Genomic DNA, 26,488 nt, shown 5'->3' with positions numbered 1-26,488 from the left:
ATGAGACCAGTTATTGCAGTTTCAGATATACATGGGCAGATGCTAGTTTTTCCTGAGTTAGAGAAAATTCGTGCACGGTACCCAACTGCACCAGTAGTTTTTGGTGGTGATTATCAAGATTCAATGCATCATCATTCGGGATTCAACGTTGCTCAGAAAATTATGGAGATGCAGCAGGCAGAACCAGATAATATTTTTGCCATCAAGGGTAATCACGATGCTTCTGCTGTGGAAAGCTTAACCGGGGAAAATGATTTCTGGTTGGAAGCTGATGGAGAAGATGTTATTGCTGAAGCTGCTCTGCTGAAAGGTCACACTTTAACGAGTATGAAAATGGCTACCGAGCTTGTAAAACGTGACTATGCAGACTTAATTGACTGGATGGGTGCACTCCCATTAACAGTAAAGCTGAACAAGCTATTATTTGTCCACGCAGGATTGAATCTTTCAGCACCAAATCCGGTTGAAGATACATCTGATCACGATAAATATTGGTTACGTGAGGAGTATTGGTTCAGTGTACAACCATATTTCGCTCGCAATCCTTTAAGCTGTGCGGTTGTATCGGGACACACACCAACAAATTCAATCAGCGGGCTATATCTTGGAGGCTCCGCTGCTCCGGCTACCAGACGAAATCGAGTCAATAGTCCTGCTGGTGTCCTGACTGTTCAGTACGAAGGCGAATATGCGAGATTCTTTATTGATGGTGGGAATCATGGTGGACCATCTTACTATATTGGAAATATTGCTGTATTTGATATGGATTCTGGGGAACTAATTGAGGCTTATGAAAATGGGAAGATTTCGAAGTAAGTGACGTCAAAAATGTTAAGGGGGTAAATTGTGGAAAGAAAATCATACAAGTGGATACATAAACAAAGGATGTTTTGGCCAAAGGCATTGTTGGCAAATTTACTTTTTAAGTTATATCAGAGTGTTTATCATGAAGACCTAAATTGGATTGAATACCACAATATTAATCACATGACTCCTAGAGGGTATGTCTTTTTAGATGGGCAAGAAATTTGGGCATCTGACACTGAATGGAATTATAAGCAGAGACAAGAAGAAAACAAAAATTGGAATGATAAAGATAAAAAGCATCAAACATTTAAAATGTTTAAAAAGAATTGTGTGTGGGGTGCAGAAAGTGGTGACATTCATTGGGTTATGGGAGAATTTGCAAAATCAGGATTAGCATATTATTATCGTGATGCAAGAAATAAAGATAATAACTATCCTAATGAGTCCCATTCGCTTGAGGCGATTCTATGGGGGATTGCAAATGATCCCAAACGCTTTTCCGTTGGAGAATTTAGAGATCAATATTCAAAACAAGAAATTGAGTACTTTGATGACATTAAAGCTAGATATAAAGAATTAGATGAAAATAATTCTGAGGAGTAACCAACATGGAAATTGATGAATCGAAAATCATATATATCTGTGAGGTTTGTGGAGCAGTTCGCCGTTACAAGACAGTTCAAGAAGCATACGACGATGGGTGGGATTATCCTCCCAAAATGGGTGTTTGGGGAGTAGTCAGTCCTAGAAAGTGTGGGAATTGCGGTATTACAGAAACTGCCTATTGGAAGCTAGCAACCGGAGTTAATCCGGTTCTAACAGAGCATGAAAAAAAGACCATTGAGAGAATTATAGGCGAACCTTGGTCAGTATTAGAGAAATAGGTGGTTAACTTATGGAGCTTGATGCCAGAAAGGACCAATCTGATGAAATATGTCATTTCAGATTTACACTTCAACCATGCCAATGTGATTGCGATGGATCATCGTCCATTCTCTGACGTTAACGAAATGAATGCCACGCTGATTGAGAACTGGAATAAAGTCGTCCTTCCAAAAGATGAGGTGTACATCCTTGGAGATTTGTCCTTCGGTTCTGCCGAGGAGGTTACCTCGATAATCAAGCAACTCAAAGGTCGTAAATATCTGATACGAGGTAACCACGATTATTTTTTGAATGATGAAACTTTCGACACCACGCAATTCGAGTGGATTAAAGACCTGAGCCATTTTAAAGAAAATCATATCCAGTATCAATTGTGTCATTATCCAATACTGGAGTATAACGGCTATTTTAGTGACCATTGCTTTCTTTATGGACATGTTCATAATAATCGTCAGAAGTATTTCCAACGTCTAATGAGTCCGAATGCAGTAAACGTTGGTGCCAGCATGATTGGGTACAAACCCATTAGTGTTGCTGAGATTGAAAAAATAATTACTGCTCAATGGCAAGCTAAATTGGAGTCAGTTTATAAGTTGAAGAATCAACTCATTCCAGACACAAATGAAATGAGTTTAGATGAAATTGATTTTTCTCAATACGATAAGTCGGTTAGTCAGGATACAATCGTAAATATTGTGACCAACATTTTAGAGAATGTTGAGGATGATGAATTACTTGAAACAGCACTGGATACTGTACCTGCTCCACAGCTGCAGAAAGCACGTTTAAATGCAATGCTGTCGTAGAAATCCAATACCTAAAGAGGTAATAATATGAAAACTAATCTAGGCCCAATGAAATATCGCATTGGAGACAAAGTGCAGTATAAATTCAAAGATGAGGTAGTTGAAGGCGTGATTTGGATTGCCGACTTCGGTGGTTCACTCGAGATGTTGGGAAAATGCCATTCCTATGATATCTTTGGATATATAGATGGCAAACAATATTTGGTAAAGCACGTTGCTGAAGATTTGATAATAAAAATAATTTCTAGAAATAATAAGATAGAGTGAGAAAAAGTCCATCATCGCAATTAATTTGTGACTATGGACTTTTTTCATATCCATGCCCGAAAAGAATTACCAATCCATACAAAATGAGCATTTAAAATCCCAATAAACCACTCGTATAATAATCACAACGAATCAAAGAGAGGATTGTTAATATGATGACTGAACATGAAAAGCTGCTTGCTGGGCAGGACTATGACTACAGAGATCCTGAGTTAGAAGGGATGATTAAACGTGGCAATGAACTCCTTCAAGTAATAAATACATCAGCTGACTTGAACAAACGATCAGCTGCTATCAAAGATTTATTCGGTAAATCCGGTGAGAGACTTACTATTAATGGAAAATTCAGTGCTGTGTATGGCAGTCATATACAAGTAGGTGACGATGTTTTCATCAACGGGAATTGCACCTTCCAAGACTCTAATTTGATTACTTTGGGCAATCGTGTAATCATCGCTCCAGACACAAAACTTTATTGTGGCGAACACTCATTGGATGCTACCAAGCGATTTGGGACACGTCCAGACGGGAGTAGATATTTAATTACTTATACTGAACCAATTTCAATCGGGGACGATGTTTGGATTGGTGGAAATGTTACGATTATCGCAGGAGTTCACATCGGCAATAACGTTATTGTTGGTGCTGGTGCAGTTGTAACAAAAGATGTTCCAGACAACACTGTAGTTGGTGGAGTTCCAGCTAAGAAAATTAAATCTCTAGCACCTTTGAATTAGGTTTGGGGGAATTCAACATATGGCAAAATTAATTAACGAACCATTATTCAGATTGTTTAAATTAAAAATCAAAGAAGACAAGCTGGATGAATTTGCGGCAGTTGGCAAGCAGAATTTACTAACTTCTATCAAAAATGAATCTGGAACCTTGGGTATGTATACTGGGCATATCGATGATACTGGTATTGATAATTGTGTGATTGAACTTTATAAAGATGAGCCAAGTTATCAAGTTCATGCCAATTCACCTCAGTTTAAAGCTTTTCGTGAAGTAGCAGGGGATGTGGTGGTTGAACAATCTGTTGTTTCACTGACCCCTTTGATATTGGTACAAGAAGGATATGGACTCAAGTCGGTCGATTCTAAAGATGTATTTGTTTCATTGACTGAATTCCAAGTAGACTCAGCTGATACGAAAAAGTTTCAATCATTATTATCAACTGAGATCCATAAGTCTATTGACACCGGTTCCGGAACGATAACTTTGTATTTGGGCCAGGAACAAGATGACAACAGCAAACTAATTCTATTCGAAGTTTTTGAAGATGAACCAAAATATAAAGCACATCTTCAATCTGAGGCATTCCAACAATTTATCAATGAGGCTAAATCCTTGATAAAAGGTCAACAGACAGATGTGTTGCACCCAGATGTAATGGTAAATCATGGAGAACTTTTGTTTGAAAAATAAAAACATCAACCAGAAAATTGGTTGATGTTTTTTGTAAATGTTTCGGTGTACATCACGGATCTGAGGCGTTTACAACCTGCTAGAAAAAAGAAGATTGAACCCATTTCAGCCAGAGTAAATGCCAAGTATCAGTTTAAGAATTGAATACCAGAATATGTTTCACCATAAATTATCCGATATTAGGTAATGATTAATATTGTAGTGCAAAATGTATGTGAGTATCCGCCCAATCATGGTATAATTATTTCCAATAACGTTAACCAGAAAGGTTACACATTTTGGAAATATTTGCTGAAACTAAGAGAATGAACAAGATAATTCAATCCCATAGATCAATGCTAAAAGCCTTTGGAAAAATAACAGCAAATAAATTAGAACTAAGAATTACGGAGTTTCGAGCTGCGTCGACTCTTTCTGAAATTAGTCATCTTCCACCTCAGCGTCTACACAAGTTGGCTGGAGATTATAATAATTATTTTGCAGTTAATTTAACGGGAAATGTTCGGCTTGTATTTCGAGGGCTTGATGCTAACCAAGAACCAACGGTAACTAAAAAAGAAGTAGTTGCGATATTGATAAAGGAGGTTATCGACTATCATGGCAATTAAAATGTATAAAGTTGAAACTGATTACAATTCACTTCCTGGAGACACAATTCGTGAATCCTTAGAAGAAATCAATATGACCCAATCAGAACTGGCTGAGAACATGGGAACAACTAGGAAACACATTTCTGAAGTAATTAGTGGAAAGACTCGTATTCTACCTGAGACAGCGAATCAGTTGGAATATGTTTTTGACGTTCCAGCAAAATTTTGGTTGAACTTGCAATTGCAATATGATGACTTTTTAGAAAAGAAAAGGAATGAAAAAGAGCTTGAAGAGAATAACGAATATTCAAAGAAATTTCCATATACTGAATTATCAAAAGCAGGATTAGTCCCAAATACAAAAAATAAATCTGAACGACTTGATAATATTTTAAAGTTTTTTAGAGTGTCTTCCATCGAAGTATTAAAGAAAAAAATAAATGATGATCCGCTTAGTATAGGTGCATTTAGAGCAAGTGATGATAAGTTTAAGGTAAATAATTATTCTCTACACTCATGGTTACAGGCAGGAATAATAAAAGCCAACAATATTGAGACTGAAGATTTTGATGCCAAAAAATTAAAAACGTTGATCCCAGAGTTTCGTCGATTGAGTCTTGAGACTGATATAAAGAAATTTTTTCCAAAACTACAAAAATTGGCTGCCTCAACTGGCATTGCGGTAGTAATTGTACCTGAACTGCCAAAAAGCCGAGTAAGTGGATGTACAAGGTGGCTTTCACCATACCCAAAAGCGGTAATAGAATTAAGTATAAGACAAAAGACACATGATAATTTCTGGTTCACATTTTTTCATGAGTTAGGGCACATTGTCCTTCATAAAAAGAGTCCGTTTTTTACAATTAATCAAGAGTACGGAAAAACGAATGAAGAAAAAGAAGCAGATAATTGGGCAGCTAATGTCCTTATTCCCAAAAAATCATGGGAATCCTTTATCGAAAAAGGTGATTTCACAAGAAAATCAATCGAATTATTTGCCAATTCAATAGACATTCATGAAGACATTGTGCTTGGACGTCTTCAAAATGAGAAGTACCTTGACTATAGACAATTGTCAAACTTACATGTTCGATATAAATTTGCGAAATAAGTAATATAGGATTATGTGTAAAGAAAAAATCAACGAGTATATTAACTCGTTGATTTTTTTAGTTGACTGCTTTCAACAGCAGTTTAGCCACAGCACGTGGTGAAAATGGATTCTGTCCAGTAATCAAATGTCCATCCTGAACTGCAAACTCCTTATAAGCACGCTTTTTCTCAAAGATTGCCCCACGTTGTCTAGCCATATCTTCGTTCAAGAAGGGCACAACTTTACGTTTTCCAGCGAGCATTTCTTCGCTTGTGGTAAATCCGGTAATCTTCTTACCTTTAATAACATATTCGCCATCGTCGTCTTTGATATTCAAAAGACCGGCAATTCCGTGACAAACTGATGAAATATAGCCATCGTTATGATAAATTGCGAGGGCTATTTTTTGTAGCTCAGGATTCATTGGGAAGTCCCACATGACACCGTGACCACCAGTATAGTAAATTACGAAATAATCATCAGGATCAACCTCAGAAGGTTTCATCGAATGAATTAAAGCACGTTGTTGGAAATCGTTACTCTCATACATTTTCATAATGGATTCGTCGACATATTTCATTCCTCGTGGATCTAGTGGAACGAATCCGCCGTTGGGACTGACATAATCTACATCAATTCCGGCATCTTCGACTTCTTCAACAAATTCAGTCGCCTCACCGAGCCACAATCCAGTGGGGTCAGTGGTTCCTTTGTAACGAGTCACATTAGTTAAAACAACCAAAGCTTTTTTCATAATATCTCCTCGCTCTCTTTATATAAGTTCATAATATAACAAAAATGATACCTGAGAAAAATATTTATCCAAAACTATTGCAATTCTTTCGGTACCGAATTATAATCGTTTTTGCAATTAAGTTCGGTACCGAATAATTATGAATTTCGAGGTCAGATATATGCGTGATGGAGCTATGATGCAACGTGAAATACCCAAGAGAACGGGTAATTTCAAGTTCAAAGATTTTATAAGTTTAATAAACAGCGTTAATCCCAAGAAGTCACTGTTCGTTTTAGGAATGCTGCTAAGTTTGGTCACTAGTGGGGCCAGCCTAATCGTTCCACAACTGACCAAAGGCCTGGTCGATTCCAGCAGTTTGTCAAAAATTGACAGCAAAATGATTGTTGTCCTGGGAGTTGCCTTCGCAATTCAACTAGGATTCGGTACAATTGGCGGATTTATCCTCAGATATGTCGGTGAAACTTCCGTCAAAACGCTTCGTGAAAAATTATGGGAACATCTGCTTAAATTACCAGTGGGTTATTTCGATGATCATAAATCTGGCGAAAGTAGTTCCCGTTTAGTCAATGATACTAGCGTTATTAAAGATTTGATAACATCTCAATTTCCAAACTTTGTAACTGGTGCTATTCAGCTAGTTGGTTCAATGATTATCCTGTTCTTCATGGACTGGAAGATGGCAGCGTTAATGTTCGCCGCTGTTCCAATTTTCGTCGCAATTTTATTGCCAATCGGTAAAATTATGTCTCGTCTAGGTCGTAAATTACAGGCAACAACTGCTGATTTCAACGCTGACGTCAGTGAAAAGCTATCTGAAGTTCGTCTAATCAAATCCAGCAACGGTGAAGAATTTGAAAAGAAAACTGGTAGTGGCTTCATCGATAAAATTTTCAAAGTCGGTGTTAAAGATGCCAAAGTAGAAGCTGTACTTCAACCTATCATGACCACTGTAATGCTAGTTATGTTCGTCGGAATTCTGGGTTATGGTGCCGTCAGAATTCAACAAGGAACTCTTTCAAGTGGTTCACTCTTGCTTTTCTACTATATTTATTCAATATAATCACACCAATTGCCAGTTTTGCGACATTCTTCTCACAAGTTCAGAAGGCAATGGGTTCAACTGAACGTATTCAAGAAATGCTTGGAACAGAACCAGAAATAGAAACTCCAGGAAAAGCCGTTGACGTCGAAGGAAAAACTATTACAGCCGCTGACATCAACTTTAGTTATGACGCCGACCACCAAATTTTGCATAACGTATCATTTGAGGCTAAACCCAATACTGTCATAGCTTTTGCCGGACCAAGTGGTGGCGGAAAATCGACAATTTTCGCCTTGTTAGAAAGATTTTATCAACCAGATAACGGTGGAGTTTATGTTGGAACACAAAATATCCAAGACATCGACCTCGCAAGTTGGCGTTCTCAAATCGGCTACGTATCACAAGATTCAGCCGTATTTGCTGGAACGATTCGCGATAATTTGCAGTATGGATTGAATAAAACACTAACTGACGATGAGTTGTGGCATGGATTGTCATTAGCCTATGCCGATGGATTCGTCAAAGATTTTCCAGAAAAACTAGATACACAAATTGGCGAACGCGGTGTCAAACTTTCAGGTGGACAAAAGCAACGAATCGCCATCGCTCGAGCCTTCTTACGTGATCCAAAAATCTTGATGTTGGACGAAGCAACAGCGAGTCTAGATTCAGAATCAGAAGAAAAGGTTCAACGTGCATTAGATCAATTGATGGTCGGCAGAACAACCTTAGTAATTGCTCACAGACTATCGACCATCGTCGATGCAGACCAAATTTACTTCATCGAACATGGAACGGTCACAGGTCACGGGACTCACAAAGGATTGATGAAGGACCATGAATTGTACGCTCAATATGTCAATGAGCAGATGGTGAATTAGGTAATTGATATACTGGTATAACCAATTTCATAGTGATAACATCAAAATTGATATAACAACCTTGGGAGGGCGACTATGAAATATCGTAGATTTGGAAAAACAAACTTTAACGCCAGTGAGGTTTCACTTGGAACTTGGCAACTAGGTTCAAAATGGGGAGATCCCTTCGATGAAAAGGACGCCCAAGCAACTTTGGAAGCTGCCTATGATGCAGGTGTAAACTTTTTCGATACAGCTGATGTCTACCAAGATGGCGAGAGTCAGCGTGCATTGGCTAAATTTATCAAAGGCAAAGAGGATAAAGTGTTTATCTCAACAAAAGTTGGACGTCGCCTTAATCCTCACGTTGCTAGTGGATATAACAAGAAAAATATCACCAAATATGTTGAGGACTGCCTAACAAACTTAGATGTCGATGCGCTCGACAACGTTTTGTTACACTGTCCACCAACTGAAGTTTTCTACAACCCAGAACCATTTTTCACTTTGGATAAGTTGAAAAAAGAAGGCAAAATCAGGAATTATGGTGTCAGCGTTGAAAAAGTTGAAGAGGGCATGAAAGCACTCGACTTCGACATTTCATCAGTTGAAATCATCTATAACATGTTCCGCTTGCGTCCAACAGATAACTTTTTCAGGATGGCCAAGGAACATGACGTCGGAATCATCGCCAGAGTCCCACTCGCCAGTGGATTGTTGAGCGGTAAATACACCCTCGACACCAAGTTTGGCAAGAACGACCACCGAACAACTAACCGTAAAGGTGAAGAGTTCGATGCTGGAGAAACTTTTTCTGGCGTAGACTTTGCTACAGGTGTCAAGGCCGCAAGTGAGTTGAAAGAAAGATTGAATGCCGGCGACAAATTAGCTCAAATGGCACTTCGCTATATTTTGATGTCCGATGCTGTTAGCACAGTAATCCCTGGAGCTTCAAAGCCAGAACAGATTGAGAGAAATGTTATTGCTGCTGATGAACCAGCATTCACACCAGAACAAATGGAAATCGTTCGCGATGTGTATGATAAGTACATTAAAAATCCAGTTCAATATAAGTGGTAAAAATTGATTGCATGAACTAAGTTCTTTTACGAAGGAACGTACGCTTCATGAGCGTGCGCAACAGTTGAAAGTGTTGGCTACACCAACGAACGACAAGAAAGTAAATGGTAGAAAACCTAAGGAGTTAGATCTTGAAAATAAGATCTAGCTCCTTTTTAATATAATTTTTATACTATTGTAATATTTAATAAGTTGTACAAATTATCAACTGATGATAATCTTTATAGGATGATTATCCAGTAGATGGATAGAAATAAGAGGGAAATAATATATGTATAAAAAAACTCTAACTACTTTCTTAGTTACTGTGGGAGCTATTGGTGGATTTATGTTTAGCAATGGGGCAACAAACGCTGATGCAGCAACCAGTGGTGTTGTAAATACTACAAAAATGACATCTTTATATAATTCAAAAGGTGAACTAGTTAAAAACCGTTCTTTAGCCGCAAACACTGGCTGGGTTTTTGACAAGGAAATTCAAGTTGCTGACAAAGGCAGCTTCTATCGTGTTTCAACTGACGAATATGTCAGAACTTCTGATGTTGAAGTGGAAAATGGTAACAGTGATTCATCTTCAGATTCTGTTAGCAATACTGGTGTAGCAACTATCGCTTATGCACCATCAGATGGTATCGATTTGTACAACGGATATGGTGCTAACAAGTCTGCATCTGGTCAAAAATTGACTAACGGAACTCAATGGAAGTTCTCACAAAAAGTTATCGATTCTAACGGAAATGCTTGGTATCTAATAGGAAATAATCAATGGATCGATGGTACATATACAAAAATTAATAATGAGTCATTCCCAGATTCAGCCGCAAACACTTGGGATCCTAACTTTGCCGCAGTAAGAGTTACTAAGGATACAGAAATTTACAACAATGACAATTACGGTTCAGGCACAGCAGGTTCAGTTTCTGCTGGAAAATTATTACAGGTTTCATCAACACTTCAAGAAAATGATGGTATTTGGTATGAATTAAGTAGTGGTGGCTGGATTCCATCAGCTGTTACTAATCAAATTGCCACAAAACGTCCTGCCGTTTCATTGAATGGGAAATCTAAAGATCAAGTAATTGAAGATGTAATTTCAGCTGCTAAGGATCAACTTGGCAAACCTTATGTTTGGAACGCTAAGGGGCCAGACAGTTTTGACTGTTCTGGTTTGATGCAATACGTATTCCGTCAAGTTACCGGTGACAACATCGGTTCTTGGACTGTACCACAGGAATCTGCTGGTACTAAGGTTTCATTGAATGATTTACAACGTGGGGATCTTGTGTTCTGGGGTCCTGCTGGGGCTACTTATCATGTTGCTTTGTACTTAGGCGATAATCAGTATTTAAACGCATTACGTCCTGGTACTAACGTTAAGATTGATTCTATTTCTTCTAGTTTTGCTCCTTCATTTGGGGTTCGAATATTTAATTAAAGTTAGTGGTTGACTGCCGTCTGCGGTGGAAACGACGAAGCCTGCTGTGGGACCGACCCGAGCCTTGGTCTCGGGTCTCGGTTTTAAGCCTTGCGTGGATCTTGCAAGTCTTAAAACTCGTCCAGTACTGTAGGCGATAAATCGCCAACACTACTTTCACTGCTGGCTTCGTCGTTTCCACCTCCGACTAGTGTTGATTCTATTTGATATATTAGCGGGAATGAATGCAGCACTAGTTTAATAACCAATATTATTGATAGTTGGTATATTTAGAAATTCGACTTAAATTTGATATTATATATGATAAATTAGCCATTCAACTTTTACGGTTGGATGGTTTTTTTACCGCTTATGTTTCTATATTGACCGCTTAGTCAGATTGTATGGTCAAAGAATTGGTTATGTGGTGTAATGATTTTATCGAAGGGATTGTTGGTTGTGAAAATAAGGATAGATATTTCTCCACAATATTCTGAAAAAGAAATTGTGATTAGATCATCTGAGAAAGATGATGAGTTTAATGATATTTTGAATAAAATCAAAGATATTGAAAGTCAGCTTGGGACTATCAATGGGTATTCTGAGGGCTCGGTTTACTCAATTGCTTTGAGTGACGTGCTGTTTTTCGAAACTAATGATAGAAATATTTATGCTCACACAACTGATAATTCTTATTTAGTTCATCACCGTCTTTATGAACTGGAAGATAATTTGCCTAATAATTTTCTGAGAATTTCGAAATCATCGATTTTGAATGTTGATGAAATTTTGTCGTTGTCGACTTCGGTGACGGGCAATTTGGTCCAGTTTAGGGATTCATACAAGAGTGTTTATGTTTCTCGACGGTTTTTGAAGGAACTAAAAAATAGATTAAATCAAAGGAAGTTATAATATGAGAAATAGAAATGGAATTTTCTGGGGACTATTTTTATTAGTTGGCGCTGGCGTGTTGGTTGCTAGTCAGCTGCACATGTTCACTATTGATATGAGTATTTGGAAGGTTGTTTTAACAATCTTTTTAGTAGCAATATTTATTAAGAGTGTGGTTTATTATGCAATTCCAGGCGCCGTATTTTCACTGGCGTTTCTGGCAATAATTTATGCAAAATTTTTAGGGATTACAACTTTAGTTCCATGGACAATTTTAGGCGCAGCGTTACTAATTAGTATCGGATTATCACTCGTGTTCAGACCGTTATTAATTAAACATCGTCCTTGGATGAATCATCATTATGGCGCATATCGCGGCATGGCTCATCATGGCGAAAATTTTAATCATAATCATCGTCCTGTTGATGTTCAAACTTCTGCTCAGTCTAACGTCGAAGTTAGTGTCAGAATGGGAAGTAGTGTTAGGTATATCACATCTGACGACTTTCAAAGTGCAGATATCACAGTTTCAATGGGTAACGCCAAGGTGTATTTTGAAAATGTAACCATCAAAGATACTGCCGAAATTAATCTTGATGTTTCACTTGGAGGATTGGATTTGTTCATTCCTAAGAACTGGAATTTAGTTAACGAGATGAAAGGTAATGATGTTGGAACTGTCGATGAAGTTGGTTTCAAAGACGTCGACAGTGATAGCCCAACAGTTTATCTACGTGGAATTTCTTCTTGGGCTGGATTGAAAATTAATTATATTTAAACGCAAACAGGGTTAGATCTGATTTTCAGATCTAACCCTGTTTTAAAAATTTATAATTCTAAGCTTCAAAGCCTAAATTGTATTTTTTCAAATAAGCTTTCATAGTTTGTTGACCCCAAATATGTGTAATTGTGCGTGGCATAATTTTCATTGAGAGTCTCATTACCTTGGTAAAGGCAACATCGATTTGAGTTTTATTACGTTCCATTCCTTTGATACCGGCATCAACGAGGGTCGATAATGGTGAGTTGGCAAATTTTGCGAATAGTGCATTGTCATATTGAGTGGTTAAATTAGTTCCACTAATAAGTGGTGGAAGTAGCTCTACAATATGAATGTTGGAGTTATTTGCTCGAACCTGCTCTCTGAGAGCATCGGTATACATATGAATGGCGGCCTTTGTTGCGGAATAGATTGGCGAATCAACTGCTGAAACTAAGGCGAGAAGTGAACTGATATTAACAATCATTGATTCGCGTTGGTGATCAAGAACGGGAAGCAATGATTTAGTTATATAAACAATTCCGTTAAAATTGGTATTCATTTCAAGCGTCAGATCTTTCAATTCCAAATCTTGATCGAATAAATTATATTGACGCATAATTCCTGCAGAGTTAATTACCATATTTAGATTGGGATATTCAGATTCAATTGTATCTGTTAATTTGTTTACGTCCTCGATTTTACTAATATCAGCACGAATGGCACTTAATTTTGGATGTCTAGAAAGGACATCATCAATTTTTTCCTGTCTTCTTCCGACTACAATTACCTTGTTTCCCATTTCAGACAATCTTAATGCAAATGATAATCCAATCCCGGAAGTACCACCGGTAATTAAAATAGTATTATTTTCTAGTCTCATGTGATTTCCAACTTTATCATTTATTTAATGGATTGAGTATAAACCACAAGGTAACAAAATACAAATATTGTTACTAAAAGATATGTTAGAATAATTCGAAATCAAATTATTATTGTTGGAAAGGACAGACTAATGCGTATTCAAGAAGGATACATGCCATTTCAAGACTATAAAACCTATTATCGAATAACCGGTGATCTGAACTCTGGTCTGACACCACTTCTACTTTTACATGGTGGACCGGGTTCGACGCATAACTATTTTGAAGTGTTTGACCAATTGTCCGAATCAACTGGTAGGCCGATAGTCATGTATGACCAACTTGGTTGTGGAAAGTCTTCGATTCCGGATGATGATAGCTTGTGGAAAGCTGATACTTGGGTTTCTGAGTTGCAAGCCTTACGTGAATATCTTGGCTTGTCGGAAATGCATTTGTTGGGTCAATCCTGGGGTGGAATGCTGGCAATAATTTATATGATTGACCACAATTCTTCAGGGGTAAAAAGTTTAATCCTGTCGAGTACCTTGTCGTCCGCCAAACTTTGGGCACAGGAACAGCATCGGATGATTAAGTTTATGTCTGAAACTGATCAACAAGCTATTGCGAATGCTGAAGCAAGTGGTGACTTCACTCAATCTGAGTATTTACAGGCAAATGAGAAATATATGATTGAACATGCTGCAGGTCCAATAACCCCCGGAAGTCCGGAGTTCCTGCGTCGTCCTAAAATTAGCGGTGAGAGATCCTATGAAGTTGCATGGGGTCCAAATGAATATAATCCTACTGGAACTTTAAACGATTATGAATACACTGATAGGTTGAAAAATATTATCGTTCCAACCTTGATAACCAGTGGCACCAACGATTTGTGTACACCACTTATTGCAAAAACAATGAACGACAATATTTCCAATGTGCAGTGGAAACTATTCCCACATAGTCGGCACATGGCTTTTATCGATGAGACTGAAAATTATATGAAACTGATGACCAACTGGTTAAATACAAATGAGTAGCAAAAAAGATGGATAATTGATATCCATCTTTTTATTTACGGTGATTAATAAAATTAAATCCAGATACAACTGTCGCGAATAAACATATACATAATGAAACTAAGAATGCGACATGCATACCAGAAATAAAGTATTCCGGATGTGCAGGGATATATGTGGTTACTTTGTGTCCTGCCGTGTGACTCATGGCGGCGAATAATACAGATGTTGCTGTCGAAATTCCGATAACCATTCCCAATTCACGAGCAAGAGCATTGATACTTCCGGCAACGCCTAAGTCTTTAGTTGAAACCGAACTCATAATTAAAGTGTTGTTTGGCGCCATGAAGACACCATTTCCTAGTCCGACAAGTCCGATAAAGAACATGAACAGCCAGAGTGGAGTCTGCAATGTTGTAATCATGTAGCCAATTTGACTGACGGAAATTAGAATCAATCCTGAGAAAGTCAGTAAGTGGCGACCGATTTTATCTGACCAGGCACCTATGATTGGTGCAACAATACCTTGAACTAACGGCATGATCATCAACGCATAACCAGCGTAATTAGCAGGCATGTTTCTGGCGTTTTCAAGATAAAATGGTGAAACGACATTGAAGAAAAAATTCGTGATAAAAATTAATAATGCGCAAAATATGTTGATTGAAAAACCTAAATTTTTAAAGAGATGCAACGATAAAACAGGTACTTCAACGTGCAATTCAAGATAAATAAAGGCAATAAATGAAATGATAGCAATAGCAAATAGTGTCAAAATACTCCACTGAGAAAAGCCGATTTCTTGTCCTAAAAAGACACCAGTGAAGAGTGTAACCATTGTCACCGCAAAGGTTGCAGCGCCCGCACGATCAATTTTAGCTTTGCTGAAAGTAACGTCCTTAGGTAGAATGCGTGCACCTAAGATTATTCCGATGATACCAATTGGAACGTTTATCCAGAAAATGTAAGCCCAGTCGAGGTGAGCTAGGATAATTCCACCTAGTCCAGGTCCAGCAATAGCACCTAGGGCAACGAAGGATCCGATGGTACCAAGCGCCCGCCCACGTTCGTTCATCGGAAAAATTTCAGTGATGATACCGTTATTCGTGGCCATTGTCATTGCAGCACCGACAGCCTGTAACGCACGTGCGGCAAGCAATGGGACAAGTCCAAAATTAAATCCACACAAGAGTGAACCAAGTGTGAATAGGAAGGCGCCTATTTGGAAAATCCTGATTTTTCCGTGATTGTCACCGAGCTTTCCGAACAGCAAAAGCAGGGCACATATGACGATTAAATAAATTGAAACCACCCATTCAGCTTGGTTCATGGGGATTTTCATATCTTTACTCATGACCGGCAGCGCGATGTTGACGATACTAGCATCCAGCGTCGACATGAAAGTAAAAAGAGAGACAGCAACCATAATCCACCAGCGATGCTTTTGGATTTCTGGGTTATCTGTGAAGGAAATATTATTCAAATTATTCACCCCTTAGGCATACAATTATATCCCTCAAATTTAGAGATTTCACATGAAAATTTTTATGGAAGCTGACTGATTTGTGTGGTGCATTCTGTTTTGACCGCATTGATAAGTTCAACTGGTGCCGAGACGAGTTTTGCACCCGTGCCCAAGAACAGCAGCCAACTGGCAAAGTCTTCGATTCGGGTCGAATCAGTGGGGTCAATGAAACATTCGAGCTTGGCGGATTGTTGAAATGGGTCGAGGAACTGAAGCGGTTCAGTGGGATGGGGATGTTGTTGGAATCTCAAAATAGATTTGCGATTAAACTGAATCGTTATGTTGTTAGAAGGCTTTGCATTTTTGATAAGTTTCTTCAGTTCGGAATCAGTTAAAGATTTATCATAATCCAGTGGTGTAACTTCTTTAATATCAGGAATATACAACTCTTGAAATTTGTTATTGACCAAGTTCCAAGCATCAACATACCAACCATTCTCACGCTGAAAAATATGTCTGATCCAAACTTTTATTGTCTTTTCATCTAGCTTAATTTCCAACTGTCGATTAAGCAGACAAGTATTGAGCAATGTTTTTAACATAGCAGGTGCGAAGTCGACTAATTCCATCAATCCCGTGTTGGCAGGATTTGTGTGTTCGAAAACTATTAGTTCTTGCAAAGTAAGTAAATCATCCTGTTGATTCTGAGAAGCAATTGCCATTAGTTTTTCTGTCAGAGTATTACGATTTTTCAGATAAGGAAGTTGTGTATTCATAGTCGCTAGAAAGCTGACAAACAAGGCTTTCAACTCTTCATTATTAAACTGAACTGCTGGCAAGAGTTTGTTCTGTAAAACTGCATAACCACCATCTCGACCAACTGAAGAGGTTAGTGGCATACCCAATTCTTGAATATCGTTCAGATCACGAATGGCGGTACTTCGGGAAATATTGAATTGTTCCATTAACTCTTTAAGGGTAAAATATTGGCGATTATTAATATATCTCATAATCGTATTTATACGTGCAGTTTTATTCATTTTATATTTTTCTCCAAATAGTGTCAGTTTTTGAAACCATTAGCTCGTATACTGAGCTTATCAATTAAGGAGGCCAACAACAATGGCAAATTACACAATCGAAACAAAACCAGCTTTTTCAGTATTAGGATTAGGAACAATTTTAACAGGTGAATACTTAGAAATGGGTCAACAAAAGTCAGCGTTCTGGGACAAAATCAATGCAGACAAAGCACTAGATAAATTAGATGGTCTAAACGACAATCAATACGCAGTAAACGAAGCAATCAACGGAGAATTTCACTACTATGCTGGACGCGAAGTTGCTAATGATTCAGAAGCAGCAGAGGATCAGCGATTAATCGAGTTTCCAGCAGGAAAATATCTAGTGATCAAGGCTTCAGCTGACAATCAAATGGGTGTTTATAACGCTTTGGAAGGTGCAGCATTCGGTGAAGTATTGCCAAGCTTGGAAGAATACGCCTATGTTGGTGGCCCAAACACATCATTCATCACAAGTAAGGATGATGATGGAGTTCATGGCGAAATGCTTGTACCTTTAGTAGAAAAATAGAAATCAAAATATTAGTCGTTGAGTATGAACTTCAATTTTAGGACAAAAAAAGAGAGATTCAAAAGAATCTCTCAGTGATCAAGTCACTATAAAGAACAATAAGACCAGATATAGAATCCGGTCGGCACCTAGTGCCTGTATTTCCACAGTAGCATCTATTTATTTTAAGTCAAGATAATTAGACAGACGCTTACTAAAAATGAAGTTCTCAGATATTTTATTAATTGACACTTTCGAATGTCTTTTTTATTTGATAAATCCTCTCATTACGTGAAAAATTTACCTATGTTAAGCTTAAGTAAGCGTTCACAATTGAGTGAGGGGGAAATACTTATGTCTGAACAAACGTACAAAGGTTCTGCTAACAGTTTCCATGGGGCTGTTACGGCAATTGTAACTATTGAAGATGGAAAGATTACCAAAGTTGAAAGTGAGAATATTGCTTCTAATACACCTGGAGAACTTGCCATTAATAGAATGAAGCGGAAGATGGGGGAACATCAAACTGCCGATATTGATGCAGTTTCTGGAGCTTCTTCCAGTACAACCAATTTTAGGAAGGCTGTTAAAAAGGCGCTCGCAGTTTATCATGGAGATTTGAGTGAAGCTGAGGCAATGGATGCTTCAGTAAACGTGCCTGGTGAGTCAGACGATAATGAAGGAATTAACCGTCCGAAAAAATCGCCAACACGTGCACCAATTTTTTACAGTGACGGGTTGCAATTTGACTATACCTACGATGTGGTTGTCGTAGGATCTGGAGGTGCAGGACTTGCCGCTGCCGCTCAAGCTGCTGAAGACGGATTATCAGTTCTGATTTGCGAAAAAGCTGGTATTCCTGGAGGAACCACTAATTATTCTGGCGGTGTTATTCAAGCTGCTGGGACTGCTTATCAGAAGAAATTTACCAAATATCAAGATGATACTACTGAGAAACATGCTAATTTATGGATTGCTGCAGGTGAAAACCGAATCAACGAGGACTTAGTCAAAGATTTGGCTGAAGGTGCACCTAAGAATATTGAATGGCTAGCAAATCAAGGTATCAATTGGACTTCCGTTTATGGTCACTGTCATATTCCTTATGTAAAGGATGCTGATTTTGCCGATAGAATTCACGTCTATGATGGCGGTGGTGGCATGGGTGATGGAATTATCCTCACTCAAACATTGCTCAAGACGGCGTTGAAGAATGGTGCTGAGATACGTTATGAATCTCCAGTAGTCTCACTAGTTCAAGTCCCTGGTACAAAACATGTTGTTGGTGTCGTGCTTAGCAATCGTGAAACTGGTGACAGATATATTCGTGCCAATAAAGGTGTTATTTTGGCCACATCAAGTATCGATCACAATGAGGATTTGGCAAAAGATTTGAATGCTCAACAATATCATGATCTGCAGGATAGAGCCTGTCTATCAATGATTACAGATACCGGTGACGGAATTACTTTGGGTCAAATGTCAGGAGCTGCAGTTGCTGGAATGGGAGGCACGATTGACTTTGACAGTAAGACTGGCAACGCCACAGACGACCGAGTTCCAACTATGCAATCAATTTTTGTAAACAGTAATGGGCAACGTTTCGTCTGTGAGGATGCAACATATGCGTACACATATCGTGCAATCTTCCAGCAAGAAAGTCAGCTCGGTGGTCATACATATATGATTTTCGATGATAACTCATTGGCAGCAAAAGGCAGTGTTTGGACTCAAGAGACCTTAGCCAAGGATATTGAGAAAAAAGTTGTTCAGAAGGCAGACTCAATTGAAGAACTCGCTAGTTTAATTGATGTGCCAGTCGATAATCTACGACTAACATTGAGCAACTGGAATGCCAATGCTTCGAAGGGAATTGATCCAGAGTTTGGACGTCGTACCGGAATTCATGAATTAGAAGCTCCATATTATGTATACAAAAACAAAGAGGCAAATCTTGGAGCTATTGGTGGCTTGAAGATTAACGTGGATTGTCAGGTTCTTGATCACCACAATAAACCAATTAGAGGATTGTTTGCTGCTGGACTTAATGCTGGAGGCTGGATTGGACCATATTATCCAGGTTCAGGTACCGCAATTTCAGGTATTGTTCACCAAGGCAGAAAAGCTGCACAATTTATCGCAAAATTAGCTGAATAATTTAGAATGTCGTGTCTTTATCTAATAGATACGACTTTTTTTTATTAATCATGAGATTAATCTTCACATATTTAAGTTGTTATATCGTACCTTATGCTTTGACACTAAGAAACTAAAAAGGGTATAAATATTATACTCAGATTTTTTAGAACTTTATCCTGGAGGCTCCAATGCAAAAACAAAACTTAGTCTGTTATCCAGCAATTTTGGACGATTCAATTAATAGCAAAGGCGTCTACAACGTCACATTTCCAGACCTTCCAGAAATTATTACGTTTGGGGATGGACTACCTAAGGCATTGTATATGGCATCAGATGCACTTGGTACAGTTATAAATGATGTTGTGGATTTACCAGAGCCATCTGATTGGGAAGAAATAAGGAGCAAAAATCCTGGAAAGATCGTGACGTTAGTGTTTGCTGATTTGACTGTTGCTAAGCAACAAACCAAAGATTATAAGAACACTCATCTTAATGAATAATTTGCGTAATTCAATCGCCGTCAGACTATAAATGATATTTTAAGAATACGGAAAAGGAATCCATTTGGGTTCCTTTTTTTATTGTGAACTATGTAACACATGATATATCTCGGTGCTAAACTGGAATTATAGGTTAGAGGAGGTCTACCATGGCTGAAAAAATTTATACTGATTATTTCTATGATAAGAAGGCTTTTGACACAATTGACGGAGCTTATATTCCGTTGAAAGTTCCTGATGTTCCTGAGAATAAACTGGCTATTCCGCCTGTTTTGAAGGCTGATAAAGAAACCGACACAGATGCATATTTCACTGTTACTGCTGAAGAAGGCGAAACTCAAATTCTTCCTGGTGAGAAGACTAAGACTTGGGGTTACAACAACTCTATTTTGGGTAAAACAATTGTCTTTCCGGCTGGAAAACATATTCATGTGACACTTCAAAATCATCTGTCAGAATTGACGACTTTCCACTGGCATGGCTTGATTGTCACTGGTCCTTATGTTGACGGTGGTTGCCATGCTCCAGTTTATCCTGGTGAAGAAAAACAAATTGATTTCACTCTGAATCAACCTGCTGCCACGACTTGGTTGCACGCTCATCCTTGTCCTTCAACTGCTGAGCAAGTTTGGCATGGATTGGCAACGATGGTATTGGTCACTGACCAGCACACGAAAGATTTACCAATTCCACAGAATTATGGGGTTGATGATATTCCGGTCGTGCTACAAGATCGCAGATTCCATGAGCACAATCAACTCGATTATCGTGCTGACTACAATCCTGACGGTGTCACTGGTCCAACGCCAATGATTAATGGGACGGTAAATCCATATTTTGATGTCACTACGCAAAAACTTCGCTTGAGAATTCTTGATGGTTCCAACCGTCGTGAATGGAGATTGCATTTGTCTGACGACTTGCCATTTACTCAAATTGCCGGTGATAGCAGCATGTTGCCAGAACCTGTTAAGTTTACAAAAGTTATGATCACTTGTGCGGAACGGATGGAAATCGTGATTGATTTCAAGGATTATAAAGCGGGGGATTAGGTTACGCTTTTCAGTGACGACACACCTTTGTTGAAATTCAAGATTCACGATTTTGAGAAAGATAACTCGGTACTACCAGCAAAACTTTTCGCCGTGAAAGCACCTGAAGTTGATCCTAAATTACCTATTCGTAAAGTTGTCATGAGTGGTATGGACGAAAAGGTCATGATTGACGGCAAGAAATTCCAAATGGGACGGATTGATGCGACTCAACCTGTTGGGCAAGCTGAATACTGGGACGTGGTCAACTCGAATGACCCAAACGCCGGTATGGTGCACCCATTCCACATGCACGGCACTGAATTCTTGGTTATCAGCAGGAATGGAAAAGCTCCATATCCGAACGAAACAGGCTTCAAAGACACAGTCGGCGTTAACCCAGGGGAAACCGTCCGCATCTTAGTAAGATTCGATTTACCAGGATTGTACATGTACCACTGCCACATTATCGAGCACGAAGACGGTGGCATGATGGCGCAGATTCAAGCATTCGAGCCTGACAAGCCTATGCCAAAATATAAGTTGATGGACATGGATACGCTGATGAACGCCTTCGCAAAGGAACGAGGAATCAAACCTGAAGACCTTTGGATGGCGGGAATGGATTCTTACGCCAAAATGGGCATGAAAATGTGACCGATTAAACCTTTTTTGAACAGAAATTGGTGAGTTTGCTGTATGATTTTCTCAACAACAAATAATGAGGAAGACATATGCTGAAAATCAGACCAGCCACATTTAGAGATGCTAAAAGCTTGTTAAAAATTTATGCTCCATATGTATTAGAAACAACGATTACCTTCGAGTATGAAGTTCCATCACTTGGTGAATTCGAGCAAAGAATCACCGAAACATTACGAGATTATCCATACTTGGTCGCCGAAAATGAAGACCAAATAGTAGGATACGCATATGCTCATCGTTTCAGTGAACGCCAGGCGTATGATTGGGCAGCGGAGATTAGCGTATATGTTGATCAAAATGCCAAGAGACTAGGTGTTGGGAAAACTCTATATGCTGAAATTGAAAGAATTTTAGCTCAACAAAATGTAGCAAGTTCAGTTGCTATTGTAACCGGCCAAAATTCAGGAAGCATTGCATTTCATGAAAAGCTTGGCTACAAACAAGTTGGCCTGCTACCTAAAATAGGATTCAAGTTTGACCAATGGATTGATGTAATCCATTTGCAAAAGAGACTTGGAGACTTCGAATCGCCAAAAGAATTTGTCCCTTATTCACAATTAAATATTTAGACAAAGAAAAAGTATCGACGACCATTTTTTTGGTTGTTGATACTTTTTTCATATTACTTCAAAATATCAGTTTTAATCTTATCCAATGATCCGGCTACTGGAGAAAAACACTCAATCGTAGTTCCCAATGTCAAAGCAAATAATGGAGAAAACCCATCAGGCAGAACCGAATCTGGAATAGAACTCAAGCAAGCCATATTATAGTTAGCTCCCACACCTTGATCTTCAGTTGCCAATTCCATTCCATGCACCACAGCACCAGCTGAAATGTACTCCATGTTACTAGTTTTCGAAGACGAAAGCAAAATTACGGTCGGTACGTCATATGTCCCAGTTAACTCGGATAAAACTTTTTCATAAGAGTCTCAAGATAAGGAAACCCAGTATTTTAATGCTGGGAGGAATTATCGTTTTATGAGACTTCCTGTCTAAAATATAGTTTGTAGTACTTCCTTTTAGTTTTTTCTTGAACATATGTTCGCACATTGATATGATAGTGATATCGAATAATATATATTCAAAATTACTTATCTAAGGACGGGTAACAAGGTGCGTAAATCAATGAATGATTATCAGTACCACTATGGTGTGAAAGTTAGATGTTACCCTTCAGATAAACAGAAACGAATCATTGAGTACAATCTTAATGGTTCCAGATTTGCTTATAATGAAATGGTTGCCATCGATAGAGAGCTGTATAAACTACACAAATGTAAGTTATACATCAAACAAGTCCAAGATCGAATCGATTATTTGACTGAACGTAAGGATAGCACTAAGTTTCTTTTCGGTCTTCGTTCTTGGCTGAATAAATTCAATGTTGGTACTGATGTAACTAGTATGGCGATTCGAAACTATAAGGCAGCTTGGAATATGTTTATGAAGGTCCATACAACGGGAATTCCAAAATTCCACAAGAAACAACACTCTGGAAGTTTCCAATTACCAAACCGATATTCTTCAAAAGTTACAACTCCGTCATTATTCAATGGTAATATCAGATTTCTTGATAACAAGCGTATTAATATTTCCTTGATTGGACGTATCAGGGTATCCGGAAGCCATAAAAGGCTAATTGTTAACCATTCTGATATTCGTATTGGAACTGTGACAGTATCTAAGGATGCTGTTGAAAACTATTACATCTCACTTCAATTGGCATCTGATACTCCCTTTGTTGAGAATTACAACAAACCCGGAGATTCAATTGGAATTGATCTTAACACAGAAAACTTTCTAACAACGTCGCATGGAGATGTTATAGATAATCCAAGATATTACAGAAAGAGCAAGAAACGACTTGCCAAGCTACAACGAATTCTTTCAAGAAGACAACTGAGAGCTAAGAAAGAACATCGACGATTACTTGACTCAAAGAATTATCAAAAACAAAGAGTAATTATTGCCCAGTTACATAATAAAATCTGTAATCGTCGCACCAACTTCTTACATGAAACATCTACTGCACTCATCAAGAACCACGATCTGGTAGTAGCTGAAGAGTTAAGAAGTAAAAACTTGTTAAAAAATCATGCATTAGCTATGAGCATAAGTGATGTTGGTTGGGGGACATTCCTACAAATGCTTGAGTACAAAGCAGAAATGTATGGAAATACCTTTGTTGCAGTTGATCCAAAGTACACCACTCAAACGTGCTCAAATTGCGGTTACGTAATGAAGGGTAAAGAAAGACTAACCCTTTCTGATAGAACATGGACTTGTCCTGCCTGTGCTCAACATCACATCCGTGATTACAACGCAGCTAAAAACATATTAGCTAAAGCAATGTAAAAATGCTCTGTCCGTTTGGCAACTTGCGGACTTTAAAGACCTTGGTAATTACTATGTAAGACCCAGAAATACTGCGGTATATCTAGGCAACGGTGTATCTAGGTAAATTGTGATACTAGTGTAATAAGTTGCATTAGTTCTTACAAGCTCCCTACTTTAGTGGGGAGTAGTTGACCCTGAATAACTGTGATGTGATAGTCATTGTATTGACCCAATCCAACTGGACCAGCGTTGCCCGCCAGCAAAATCTCGTGAAGTTGGTCATCCGAAATCTGCCCAGAATATTGGCGAATCGCCTTGCGTGAACTAATCATTTGTAAAGTTTCCATAGTATGTACCTCTTACTTTGTTAGCTTCATAATAGTTCATTTTGGTACAAAAAGTATCAATAAGTTTTACCTGATAACATGATTTAGGCTACTAAAAAAGACACCCATAAGGCGTCCTTTAGTTTATCCACGAGCATTAATAGCGTCCGCATTTTTCAACATGTGATAAGTTGCTTCAAAAGTTTGGCAAACATCATTAGGAATTGCGTAATTTTTAGTGGTCTCACGTAGCTGATCAAAATTCTTATTTAAGTCCGCATTAGCAGCAACGGCATCTTTCAAATTCAAGTATTCCTTGCGAACATCAAATACCTCAGGGTGATTTTGACCATGAGCAATTGTTATCGCATTAGTGAAAAAGTCCAATTTTTCTTCGTGTTGATCTAAATAATCTTTAACTTCAGTCATTAGTAATACCTCTTTTCATTTGATGAATAAAGAATAACTGGAATGAGGAATCATTAACTTGATACAAATCAATTTTGAATTATTCGTCCTGTTTATAGATTGATAAACGTGTCATAATGGACACAGATATAATTTTTTTATAAAAGAGGAGAATATATTATGGCAGAAAAAGAATTCACTCTAGAAGAATTGAAAAAGTATAACGGACAAGATGGAAATCCAGCATATGTAGCAATTGACGGGGTCGTCTACGATATGACCAACGTAAAACCATGGGCCGGTGGCAAGCACCACGGCAATGTGGCCGGAAATGACTTGTCAGAAGTAATCCCAAATGCTCCACATAAAAAGACAGTTTTACCCAAGCTACCAATTGTTGGAAAGTTAGTTAAATAAAGAAAGAGGCTCAGATATTTTTAAATATCTGGGCCTTCTTTTTTTTCTCGAAATTCGTATTTTATTTTTCTAGTAGCAAGCTTATTTGGATTCTCTTTAGTAATAGGACGTGATAATTCTTGAAGACGATCACTTTCGTTTGGAAGTACGTTAAGCATCCTTTCAAAAGCAACGTCCTCAGTTTTATTGTCTTGAGCACTGTAGAATCTCATTAGCATTAATGTGAATTCAGCTCTATCTAAGTCATTAGTGGGCAAAATTAGATAATCACCAGATGATAAAGCGCCAAATGCTGAATTTGCAGCAATTAAAGCGGTTCTTTTATTGCCATCTTGAAATGGTTGAAGCTTGGCAACTTCAGCAAAAACTCTCCATGCGTCACGTTCCGATTTTGAAGACGAATTGAATTTATCCACGATTATCTTCAAATCGGACTTGGTTACTATATTTGGTGGAAAATAAGCATCACTATTATTATCACTAACTAAGATTGCAGTTCTATCATCCATATTGTAGTTTCCGTTTCTAAGATGTCCAGGTAATTTTGGTTGTTCATCAGAGGGTGAGTCAAATGATGTGTTAATTGCAATAATTCCGCCCACACTGAATCCAACTTTTTTAATTGCGTCGATACCTTTCAGCGAATCGTTAAAGATTGCAATGTCATCTGGGTTTTGTCTTAAAGATTTGGTAGACATAGAGTCCAAAGCACGTTTTGTTTGATATTCGGTGCTTTGGTAGTTGTTGAAAGAACCTATAGATATAATCAAGTGTGTACGAGCAGTATTGTTCAAATATTTCATCTTCTAACCGATTATTTTTTTAACGTTGTTAGGGTTATTCATTTTGTGAAAAACAATTACAAAAAATAAAATTGTAATTGTTTTTCACTGCAACCATAACATGTAGATTCAAAGAACGATATATGTTTTATTATGAAAGAACTCTTGTTATTAATTCAACCCGAGCCGGAGGAAGAAAACGGAAAAGTCAGCAGCGAAAGTGGCGATAAGGCGAGAGCCTT

General features: G+C 38.2%; 29 protein-coding genes and 2 pseudogenes. 23 read left to right on the top strand and 8 right to left on the bottom strand.

Annotated elements, in window-relative coordinates:
* The 9 genes from ABM34_RS07900 to ABM34_RS07860 all read left to right on the top strand — a co-directional run bounded on the left by ABM34_RS07900 (position 1) and on the right by ABM34_RS07860 (position 5,894).
* A complete protein-coding gene (locus tag ABM34_RS07900) occupies positions 1–816 on the top strand; it encodes a metallophosphoesterase (RefSeq protein WP_048704793.1) in 816 nt (271 codons plus the stop codon).
* Between the two features lie 30 nt (positions 817–846).
* Positions 847–1,410, top strand: a complete 564-nt coding sequence (locus tag ABM34_RS07895; RefSeq protein WP_048704791.1) for a hypothetical protein — start codon at positions 847–849, stop codon at positions 1,408–1,410.
* A 5-nt stretch (positions 1,411–1,415) separates the two neighbouring features.
* Positions 1,416–1,691, top strand: a complete 276-nt coding sequence (locus ABM34_RS07890) for a hypothetical protein (RefSeq protein WP_048704790.1) — start codon at positions 1,416–1,418, stop codon at positions 1,689–1,691.
* A gap of 42 nt (positions 1,692–1,733) precedes the next feature.
* On the top strand, positions 1,734–2,498 hold the full coding sequence (locus ABM34_RS13055) for a metallophosphoesterase (RefSeq protein WP_157023364.1): 765 nt from the start codon (positions 1,734–1,736) through the stop codon (positions 2,496–2,498).
* A gap of 27 nt (positions 2,499–2,525) precedes the next feature.
* Positions 2,526–2,765, top strand: a complete 240-nt coding sequence (locus ABM34_RS07880) for a hypothetical protein (RefSeq protein ID WP_048706470.1) — start codon at positions 2,526–2,528, stop codon at positions 2,763–2,765.
* A gap of 152 nt (positions 2,766–2,917) precedes the next feature.
* Positions 2,918–3,502, top strand: a complete 585-nt coding sequence (locus ABM34_RS07875) for a sugar O-acetyltransferase (protein ID WP_198141147.1) — start codon at positions 2,918–2,920, stop codon at positions 3,500–3,502.
* A gap of 19 nt (positions 3,503–3,521) precedes the next feature.
* Positions 3,522–4,193 carry an antibiotic biosynthesis monooxygenase gene (locus ABM34_RS07870; RefSeq protein WP_048704786.1) on the top strand — a complete coding sequence of 224 codons (672 nt, stop codon included), beginning with the start codon at positions 3,522–3,524 and terminating at the stop codon, positions 4,191–4,193.
* Positions 4,194–4,471: 278 nt separating this feature from the next.
* The gene (locus tag ABM34_RS07865) at positions 4,472–4,801 is read left to right on the top strand and encodes a type II toxin-antitoxin system RelE/ParE family toxin (RefSeq protein ID WP_048704785.1); all 330 of its coding nucleotides are present in this window, start codon (positions 4,472–4,474) and stop codon (positions 4,799–4,801) included.
* Entirely contained in the window at positions 4,791–5,894 is a 1,104-nt protein-coding gene (locus tag ABM34_RS07860; protein ID WP_048704784.1) for a HigA family addiction module antitoxin, read from the top strand. The genes ABM34_RS07865 and ABM34_RS07860 overlap by 11 nt, the downstream gene beginning before the upstream one ends.
* Before the next feature lie 58 nt (positions 5,895–5,952).
* Here the strand turns inward: ABM34_RS07860 and ABM34_RS07855 are convergent, their stop codons facing one another.
* A complete protein-coding gene (locus tag ABM34_RS07855) occupies positions 5,953–6,630 on the bottom strand; it encodes a type 1 glutamine amidotransferase domain-containing protein (RefSeq protein ID WP_048704783.1) in 678 nt (225 codons plus the stop codon).
* A 175-nt stretch (positions 6,631–6,805) separates the two neighbouring features.
* On the opposite strand from ABM34_RS07855, the pseudogene ABM34_RS07850 reads away from it, so the two are divergent.
* The 6 genes and pseudogenes from ABM34_RS07850 to ABM34_RS07830 all read left to right on the top strand — a co-directional run bounded on the left by ABM34_RS07850 (position 6,806) and on the right by ABM34_RS07830 (position 12,698).
* Positions 6,806–8,556: pseudogene (locus ABM34_RS07850) on the top strand (ABC transporter ATP-binding protein).
* A gap of 75 nt (positions 8,557–8,631) precedes the next feature.
* Positions 8,632–9,615, top strand: coding sequence for an aldo/keto reductase (locus ABM34_RS07845; RefSeq protein WP_048704782.1), 984 nt, complete (start codon positions 8,632–8,634; stop codon positions 9,613–9,615).
* A gap of 7 nt (positions 9,616–9,622) precedes the next feature.
* Positions 9,623–9,763, top strand: a complete 141-nt coding sequence (locus tag ABM34_RS13200; protein WP_157023260.1) for a hypothetical protein — start codon at positions 9,623–9,625, stop codon at positions 9,761–9,763.
* 123 nt (positions 9,764–9,886) lie between these two features.
* Positions 9,887–11,050, top strand: a complete 1,164-nt coding sequence (locus ABM34_RS07840) for a C40 family peptidase (protein ID WP_048704780.1) — start codon at positions 9,887–9,889, stop codon at positions 11,048–11,050.
* A 438-nt stretch (positions 11,051–11,488) separates the two neighbouring features.
* On the top strand, positions 11,489–11,941 hold the full coding sequence (locus ABM34_RS07835; protein ID WP_198141146.1) for a LytTR family DNA-binding domain-containing protein: 453 nt from the start codon (positions 11,489–11,491) through the stop codon (positions 11,939–11,941).
* Between the two features lies 1 nt (position 11,942).
* Positions 11,943–12,698, top strand: a complete 756-nt coding sequence (locus ABM34_RS07830) for a LiaF transmembrane domain-containing protein (RefSeq protein ID WP_048704777.1) — start codon at positions 11,943–11,945, stop codon at positions 12,696–12,698.
* Between the two features lie 58 nt (positions 12,699–12,756).
* On the opposite strand, the gene ABM34_RS07825 is transcribed toward ABM34_RS07830, so the two are convergent.
* Complete coding sequence (locus tag ABM34_RS07825; RefSeq protein WP_048704776.1) at positions 12,757–13,563, bottom strand: SDR family oxidoreductase; 807 nt, start codon at positions 13,561–13,563, stop codon at positions 12,757–12,759.
* A 132-nt stretch (positions 13,564–13,695) separates the two neighbouring features.
* On the opposite strand from ABM34_RS07825, the gene pepI reads away from it, so the two are divergent.
* A complete protein-coding gene (gene pepI, locus ABM34_RS07820) occupies positions 13,696–14,580 on the top strand; it encodes a proline iminopeptidase (RefSeq protein WP_048704774.1) in 885 nt (294 codons plus the stop codon).
* A gap of 31 nt (positions 14,581–14,611) precedes the next feature.
* Here pepI and ABM34_RS07815 read toward each other — a convergent pair whose 3' ends face one another.
* Both ABM34_RS07815 and ABM34_RS07810 read right to left on the bottom strand, forming a co-directional pair.
* Positions 14,612–15,985, bottom strand: coding sequence for an MFS transporter (locus ABM34_RS07815; protein ID WP_048706468.1), 1,374 nt, complete (start codon positions 15,983–15,985; stop codon positions 14,612–14,614).
* A 119-nt stretch (positions 15,986–16,104) separates the two neighbouring features.
* On the bottom strand, positions 16,105–17,064 hold the full coding sequence (locus ABM34_RS07810; RefSeq protein ID WP_048704773.1) for a helix-turn-helix transcriptional regulator: 960 nt from the start codon (positions 17,062–17,064) through the stop codon (positions 16,105–16,107).
* An 82-nt stretch (positions 17,065–17,146) separates the two neighbouring features.
* On the opposite strand from ABM34_RS07810, the gene ABM34_RS07805 reads away from it, so the two are divergent.
* From ABM34_RS07805 to ABM34_RS07785, 5 genes and pseudogenes are all read left to right on the top strand, one after another.
* On the top strand, positions 17,147–17,617 hold the full coding sequence (locus ABM34_RS07805) for a GyrI-like domain-containing protein (protein ID WP_048704771.1): 471 nt from the start codon (positions 17,147–17,149) through the stop codon (positions 17,615–17,617).
* A gap of 333 nt (positions 17,618–17,950) precedes the next feature.
* Positions 17,951–19,753, top strand: coding sequence for an FAD-dependent oxidoreductase (locus ABM34_RS07800; protein ID WP_053084460.1), 1,803 nt, complete (start codon positions 17,951–17,953; stop codon positions 19,751–19,753).
* Between the two features lie 170 nt (positions 19,754–19,923).
* Positions 19,924–20,235, top strand: a complete 312-nt coding sequence (locus ABM34_RS07795; RefSeq protein WP_048704770.1) for a type II toxin-antitoxin system HicB family antitoxin — start codon at positions 19,924–19,926, stop codon at positions 20,233–20,235.
* A gap of 149 nt (positions 20,236–20,384) precedes the next feature.
* Positions 20,385–21,923, top strand: a pseudogene (locus ABM34_RS07790) (multicopper oxidase family protein).
* A 77-nt stretch (positions 21,924–22,000) separates the two neighbouring features.
* Positions 22,001–22,540, top strand: a complete 540-nt coding sequence (locus tag ABM34_RS07785; RefSeq protein ID WP_048704768.1) for a GNAT family N-acetyltransferase — start codon at positions 22,001–22,003, stop codon at positions 22,538–22,540.
* Positions 22,541–22,593: 53 nt separating this feature from the next.
* On the opposite strand, the gene ABM34_RS07780 is transcribed toward ABM34_RS07785, so the two are convergent.
* Positions 22,594–22,818, bottom strand: a complete 225-nt coding sequence (locus tag ABM34_RS07780; RefSeq protein ID WP_053084459.1) for a hypothetical protein — start codon at positions 22,816–22,818, stop codon at positions 22,594–22,596.
* Positions 22,819–23,101: 283 nt separating this feature from the next.
* On the opposite strand from ABM34_RS07780, the gene ABM34_RS07775 reads away from it, so the two are divergent.
* On the top strand, positions 23,102–24,331 hold the full coding sequence (locus ABM34_RS07775) for an RNA-guided endonuclease InsQ/TnpB family protein (protein WP_048704766.1): 1,230 nt from the start codon (positions 23,102–23,104) through the stop codon (positions 24,329–24,331).
* Between the two features lie 140 nt (positions 24,332–24,471).
* Here ABM34_RS07775 and ABM34_RS07770 read toward each other — a convergent pair whose 3' ends face one another.
* Positions 24,472–24,660, bottom strand: coding sequence for a nitroreductase family protein (locus ABM34_RS07770; protein WP_048706463.1), 189 nt, complete (start codon positions 24,658–24,660; stop codon positions 24,472–24,474).
* Between the two features lie 123 nt (positions 24,661–24,783).
* Positions 24,784–25,068: a hypothetical protein gene (locus ABM34_RS07765; protein ID WP_048704765.1), complete on the bottom strand. Its 285-nt coding sequence runs from the start codon at positions 25,066–25,068 to the stop codon at positions 24,784–24,786.
* Between the two features lie 159 nt (positions 25,069–25,227).
* Between ABM34_RS07765 and ABM34_RS07760 the strand changes: the two genes are divergently transcribed.
* The gene (locus ABM34_RS07760; protein WP_048704763.1) at positions 25,228–25,464 is read left to right on the top strand and encodes a cytochrome b5 domain-containing protein; all 237 of its coding nucleotides are present in this window, start codon (positions 25,228–25,230) and stop codon (positions 25,462–25,464) included.
* 20 nt (positions 25,465–25,484) lie between these two features.
* On the opposite strand, the gene ABM34_RS07755 is transcribed toward ABM34_RS07760, so the two are convergent.
* Complete coding sequence (locus ABM34_RS07755) at positions 25,485–26,267, bottom strand: Fic family protein (RefSeq protein ID WP_048704761.1); 783 nt, start codon at positions 26,265–26,267, stop codon at positions 25,485–25,487.
* Positions 26,268–26,488: the final 221 nt, after the last annotated feature.

This window comes from Companilactobacillus ginsenosidimutans (genome assembly GCF_001050475.1).
Lineage (GTDB): Bacteria > Bacillota > Bacilli > Lactobacillales > Lactobacillaceae > Companilactobacillus > Companilactobacillus ginsenosidimutans.
This window is presented reverse-complemented; position numbering and strand designations above follow the sequence as displayed.

Excerpts from the sequence above, each read along its gene's own strand:
- ABM34_RS07900 (WP_048704793.1), top strand. The coding sequence starts at position 1 with ATGAGACCAGTTATTGCAGTTTCAGATATACATGGGCAGATGCTAGTT.
- ABM34_RS07890 (WP_048704790.1), top strand. The coding sequence starts at position 1,416 with ATGGAAATTGATGAATCGAAAATCATATATATCTGTGAGGTTTGTGGA.
- ABM34_RS13055 (WP_157023364.1), top strand. The coding sequence starts at position 1,734 with ATGAAATATGTCATTTCAGATTTACACTTCAACCATGCCAATGTGATT.
- ABM34_RS07880 (WP_048706470.1), top strand. The coding sequence starts at position 2,526 with ATGAAAACTAATCTAGGCCCAATGAAATATCGCATTGGAGACAAAGTG.
- ABM34_RS07875 (WP_198141147.1), top strand. The coding sequence starts at position 2,918 with ATGATGACTGAACATGAAAAGCTGCTTGCTGGGCAGGACTATGACTAC.
- ABM34_RS07870 (WP_048704786.1), top strand. The coding sequence starts at position 3,522 with ATGGCAAAATTAATTAACGAACCATTATTCAGATTGTTTAAATTAAAA.
- ABM34_RS07860 (WP_048704784.1), top strand. The coding sequence starts at position 4,791 with ATGGCAATTAAAATGTATAAAGTTGAAACTGATTACAATTCACTTCCT.
- ABM34_RS07855 (WP_048704783.1), bottom strand. The coding sequence starts at position 6,630 with ATGAAAAAAGCTTTGGTTGTTTTAACTAATGTGACTCGTTACAAAGGA.
- ABM34_RS07845 (WP_048704782.1), top strand. The coding sequence starts at position 8,632 with ATGAAATATCGTAGATTTGGAAAAACAAACTTTAACGCCAGTGAGGTT.
- ABM34_RS07840 (WP_048704780.1), top strand. The coding sequence starts at position 9,887 with ATGTATAAAAAAACTCTAACTACTTTCTTAGTTACTGTGGGAGCTATT.
- ABM34_RS07830 (WP_048704777.1), top strand. The coding sequence starts at position 11,943 with ATGAGAAATAGAAATGGAATTTTCTGGGGACTATTTTTATTAGTTGGC.
- ABM34_RS07825 (WP_048704776.1), bottom strand. The coding sequence starts at position 13,563 with ATGAGACTAGAAAATAATACTATTTTAATTACCGGTGGTACTTCCGGG.
- pepI (WP_048704774.1), top strand. The coding sequence starts at position 13,696 with ATGCGTATTCAAGAAGGATACATGCCATTTCAAGACTATAAAACCTAT.
- ABM34_RS07815 (WP_048706468.1), bottom strand. The coding sequence starts at position 15,985 with ATGGTTGCTGTCTCTCTTTTTACTTTCATGTCGACGCTGGATGCTAGT.
- ABM34_RS07810 (WP_048704773.1), bottom strand. The coding sequence starts at position 17,064 with ATGAATAAAACTGCACGTATAAATACGATTATGAGATATATTAATAAT.
- ABM34_RS07805 (WP_048704771.1), top strand. The coding sequence starts at position 17,147 with ATGGCAAATTACACAATCGAAACAAAACCAGCTTTTTCAGTATTAGGA.
- ABM34_RS07800 (WP_053084460.1), top strand. The coding sequence starts at position 17,951 with ATGTCTGAACAAACGTACAAAGGTTCTGCTAACAGTTTCCATGGGGCT.
- ABM34_RS07795 (WP_048704770.1), top strand. The coding sequence starts at position 19,924 with ATGCAAAAACAAAACTTAGTCTGTTATCCAGCAATTTTGGACGATTCA.
- ABM34_RS07785 (WP_048704768.1), top strand. The coding sequence starts at position 22,001 with ATGCTGAAAATCAGACCAGCCACATTTAGAGATGCTAAAAGCTTGTTA.
- ABM34_RS07780 (WP_053084459.1), bottom strand. The coding sequence starts at position 22,818 with ATGGAGTACATTTCAGCTGGTGCTGTGGTGCATGGAATGGAATTGGCA.
- ABM34_RS07775 (WP_048704766.1), top strand. The coding sequence starts at position 23,102 with ATGAATGATTATCAGTACCACTATGGTGTGAAAGTTAGATGTTACCCT.
- ABM34_RS07770 (WP_048706463.1), bottom strand. The coding sequence starts at position 24,660 with ATGGAAACTTTACAAATGATTAGTTCACGCAAGGCGATTCGCCAATAT.
- ABM34_RS07765 (WP_048704765.1), bottom strand. The coding sequence starts at position 25,068 with ATGACTGAAGTTAAAGATTATTTAGATCAACACGAAGAAAAATTGGAC.
- ABM34_RS07760 (WP_048704763.1), top strand. The coding sequence starts at position 25,228 with ATGGCAGAAAAAGAATTCACTCTAGAAGAATTGAAAAAGTATAACGGA.
- ABM34_RS07755 (WP_048704761.1), bottom strand. The coding sequence starts at position 26,267 with ATGAAATATTTGAACAATACTGCTCGTACACACTTGATTATATCTATA.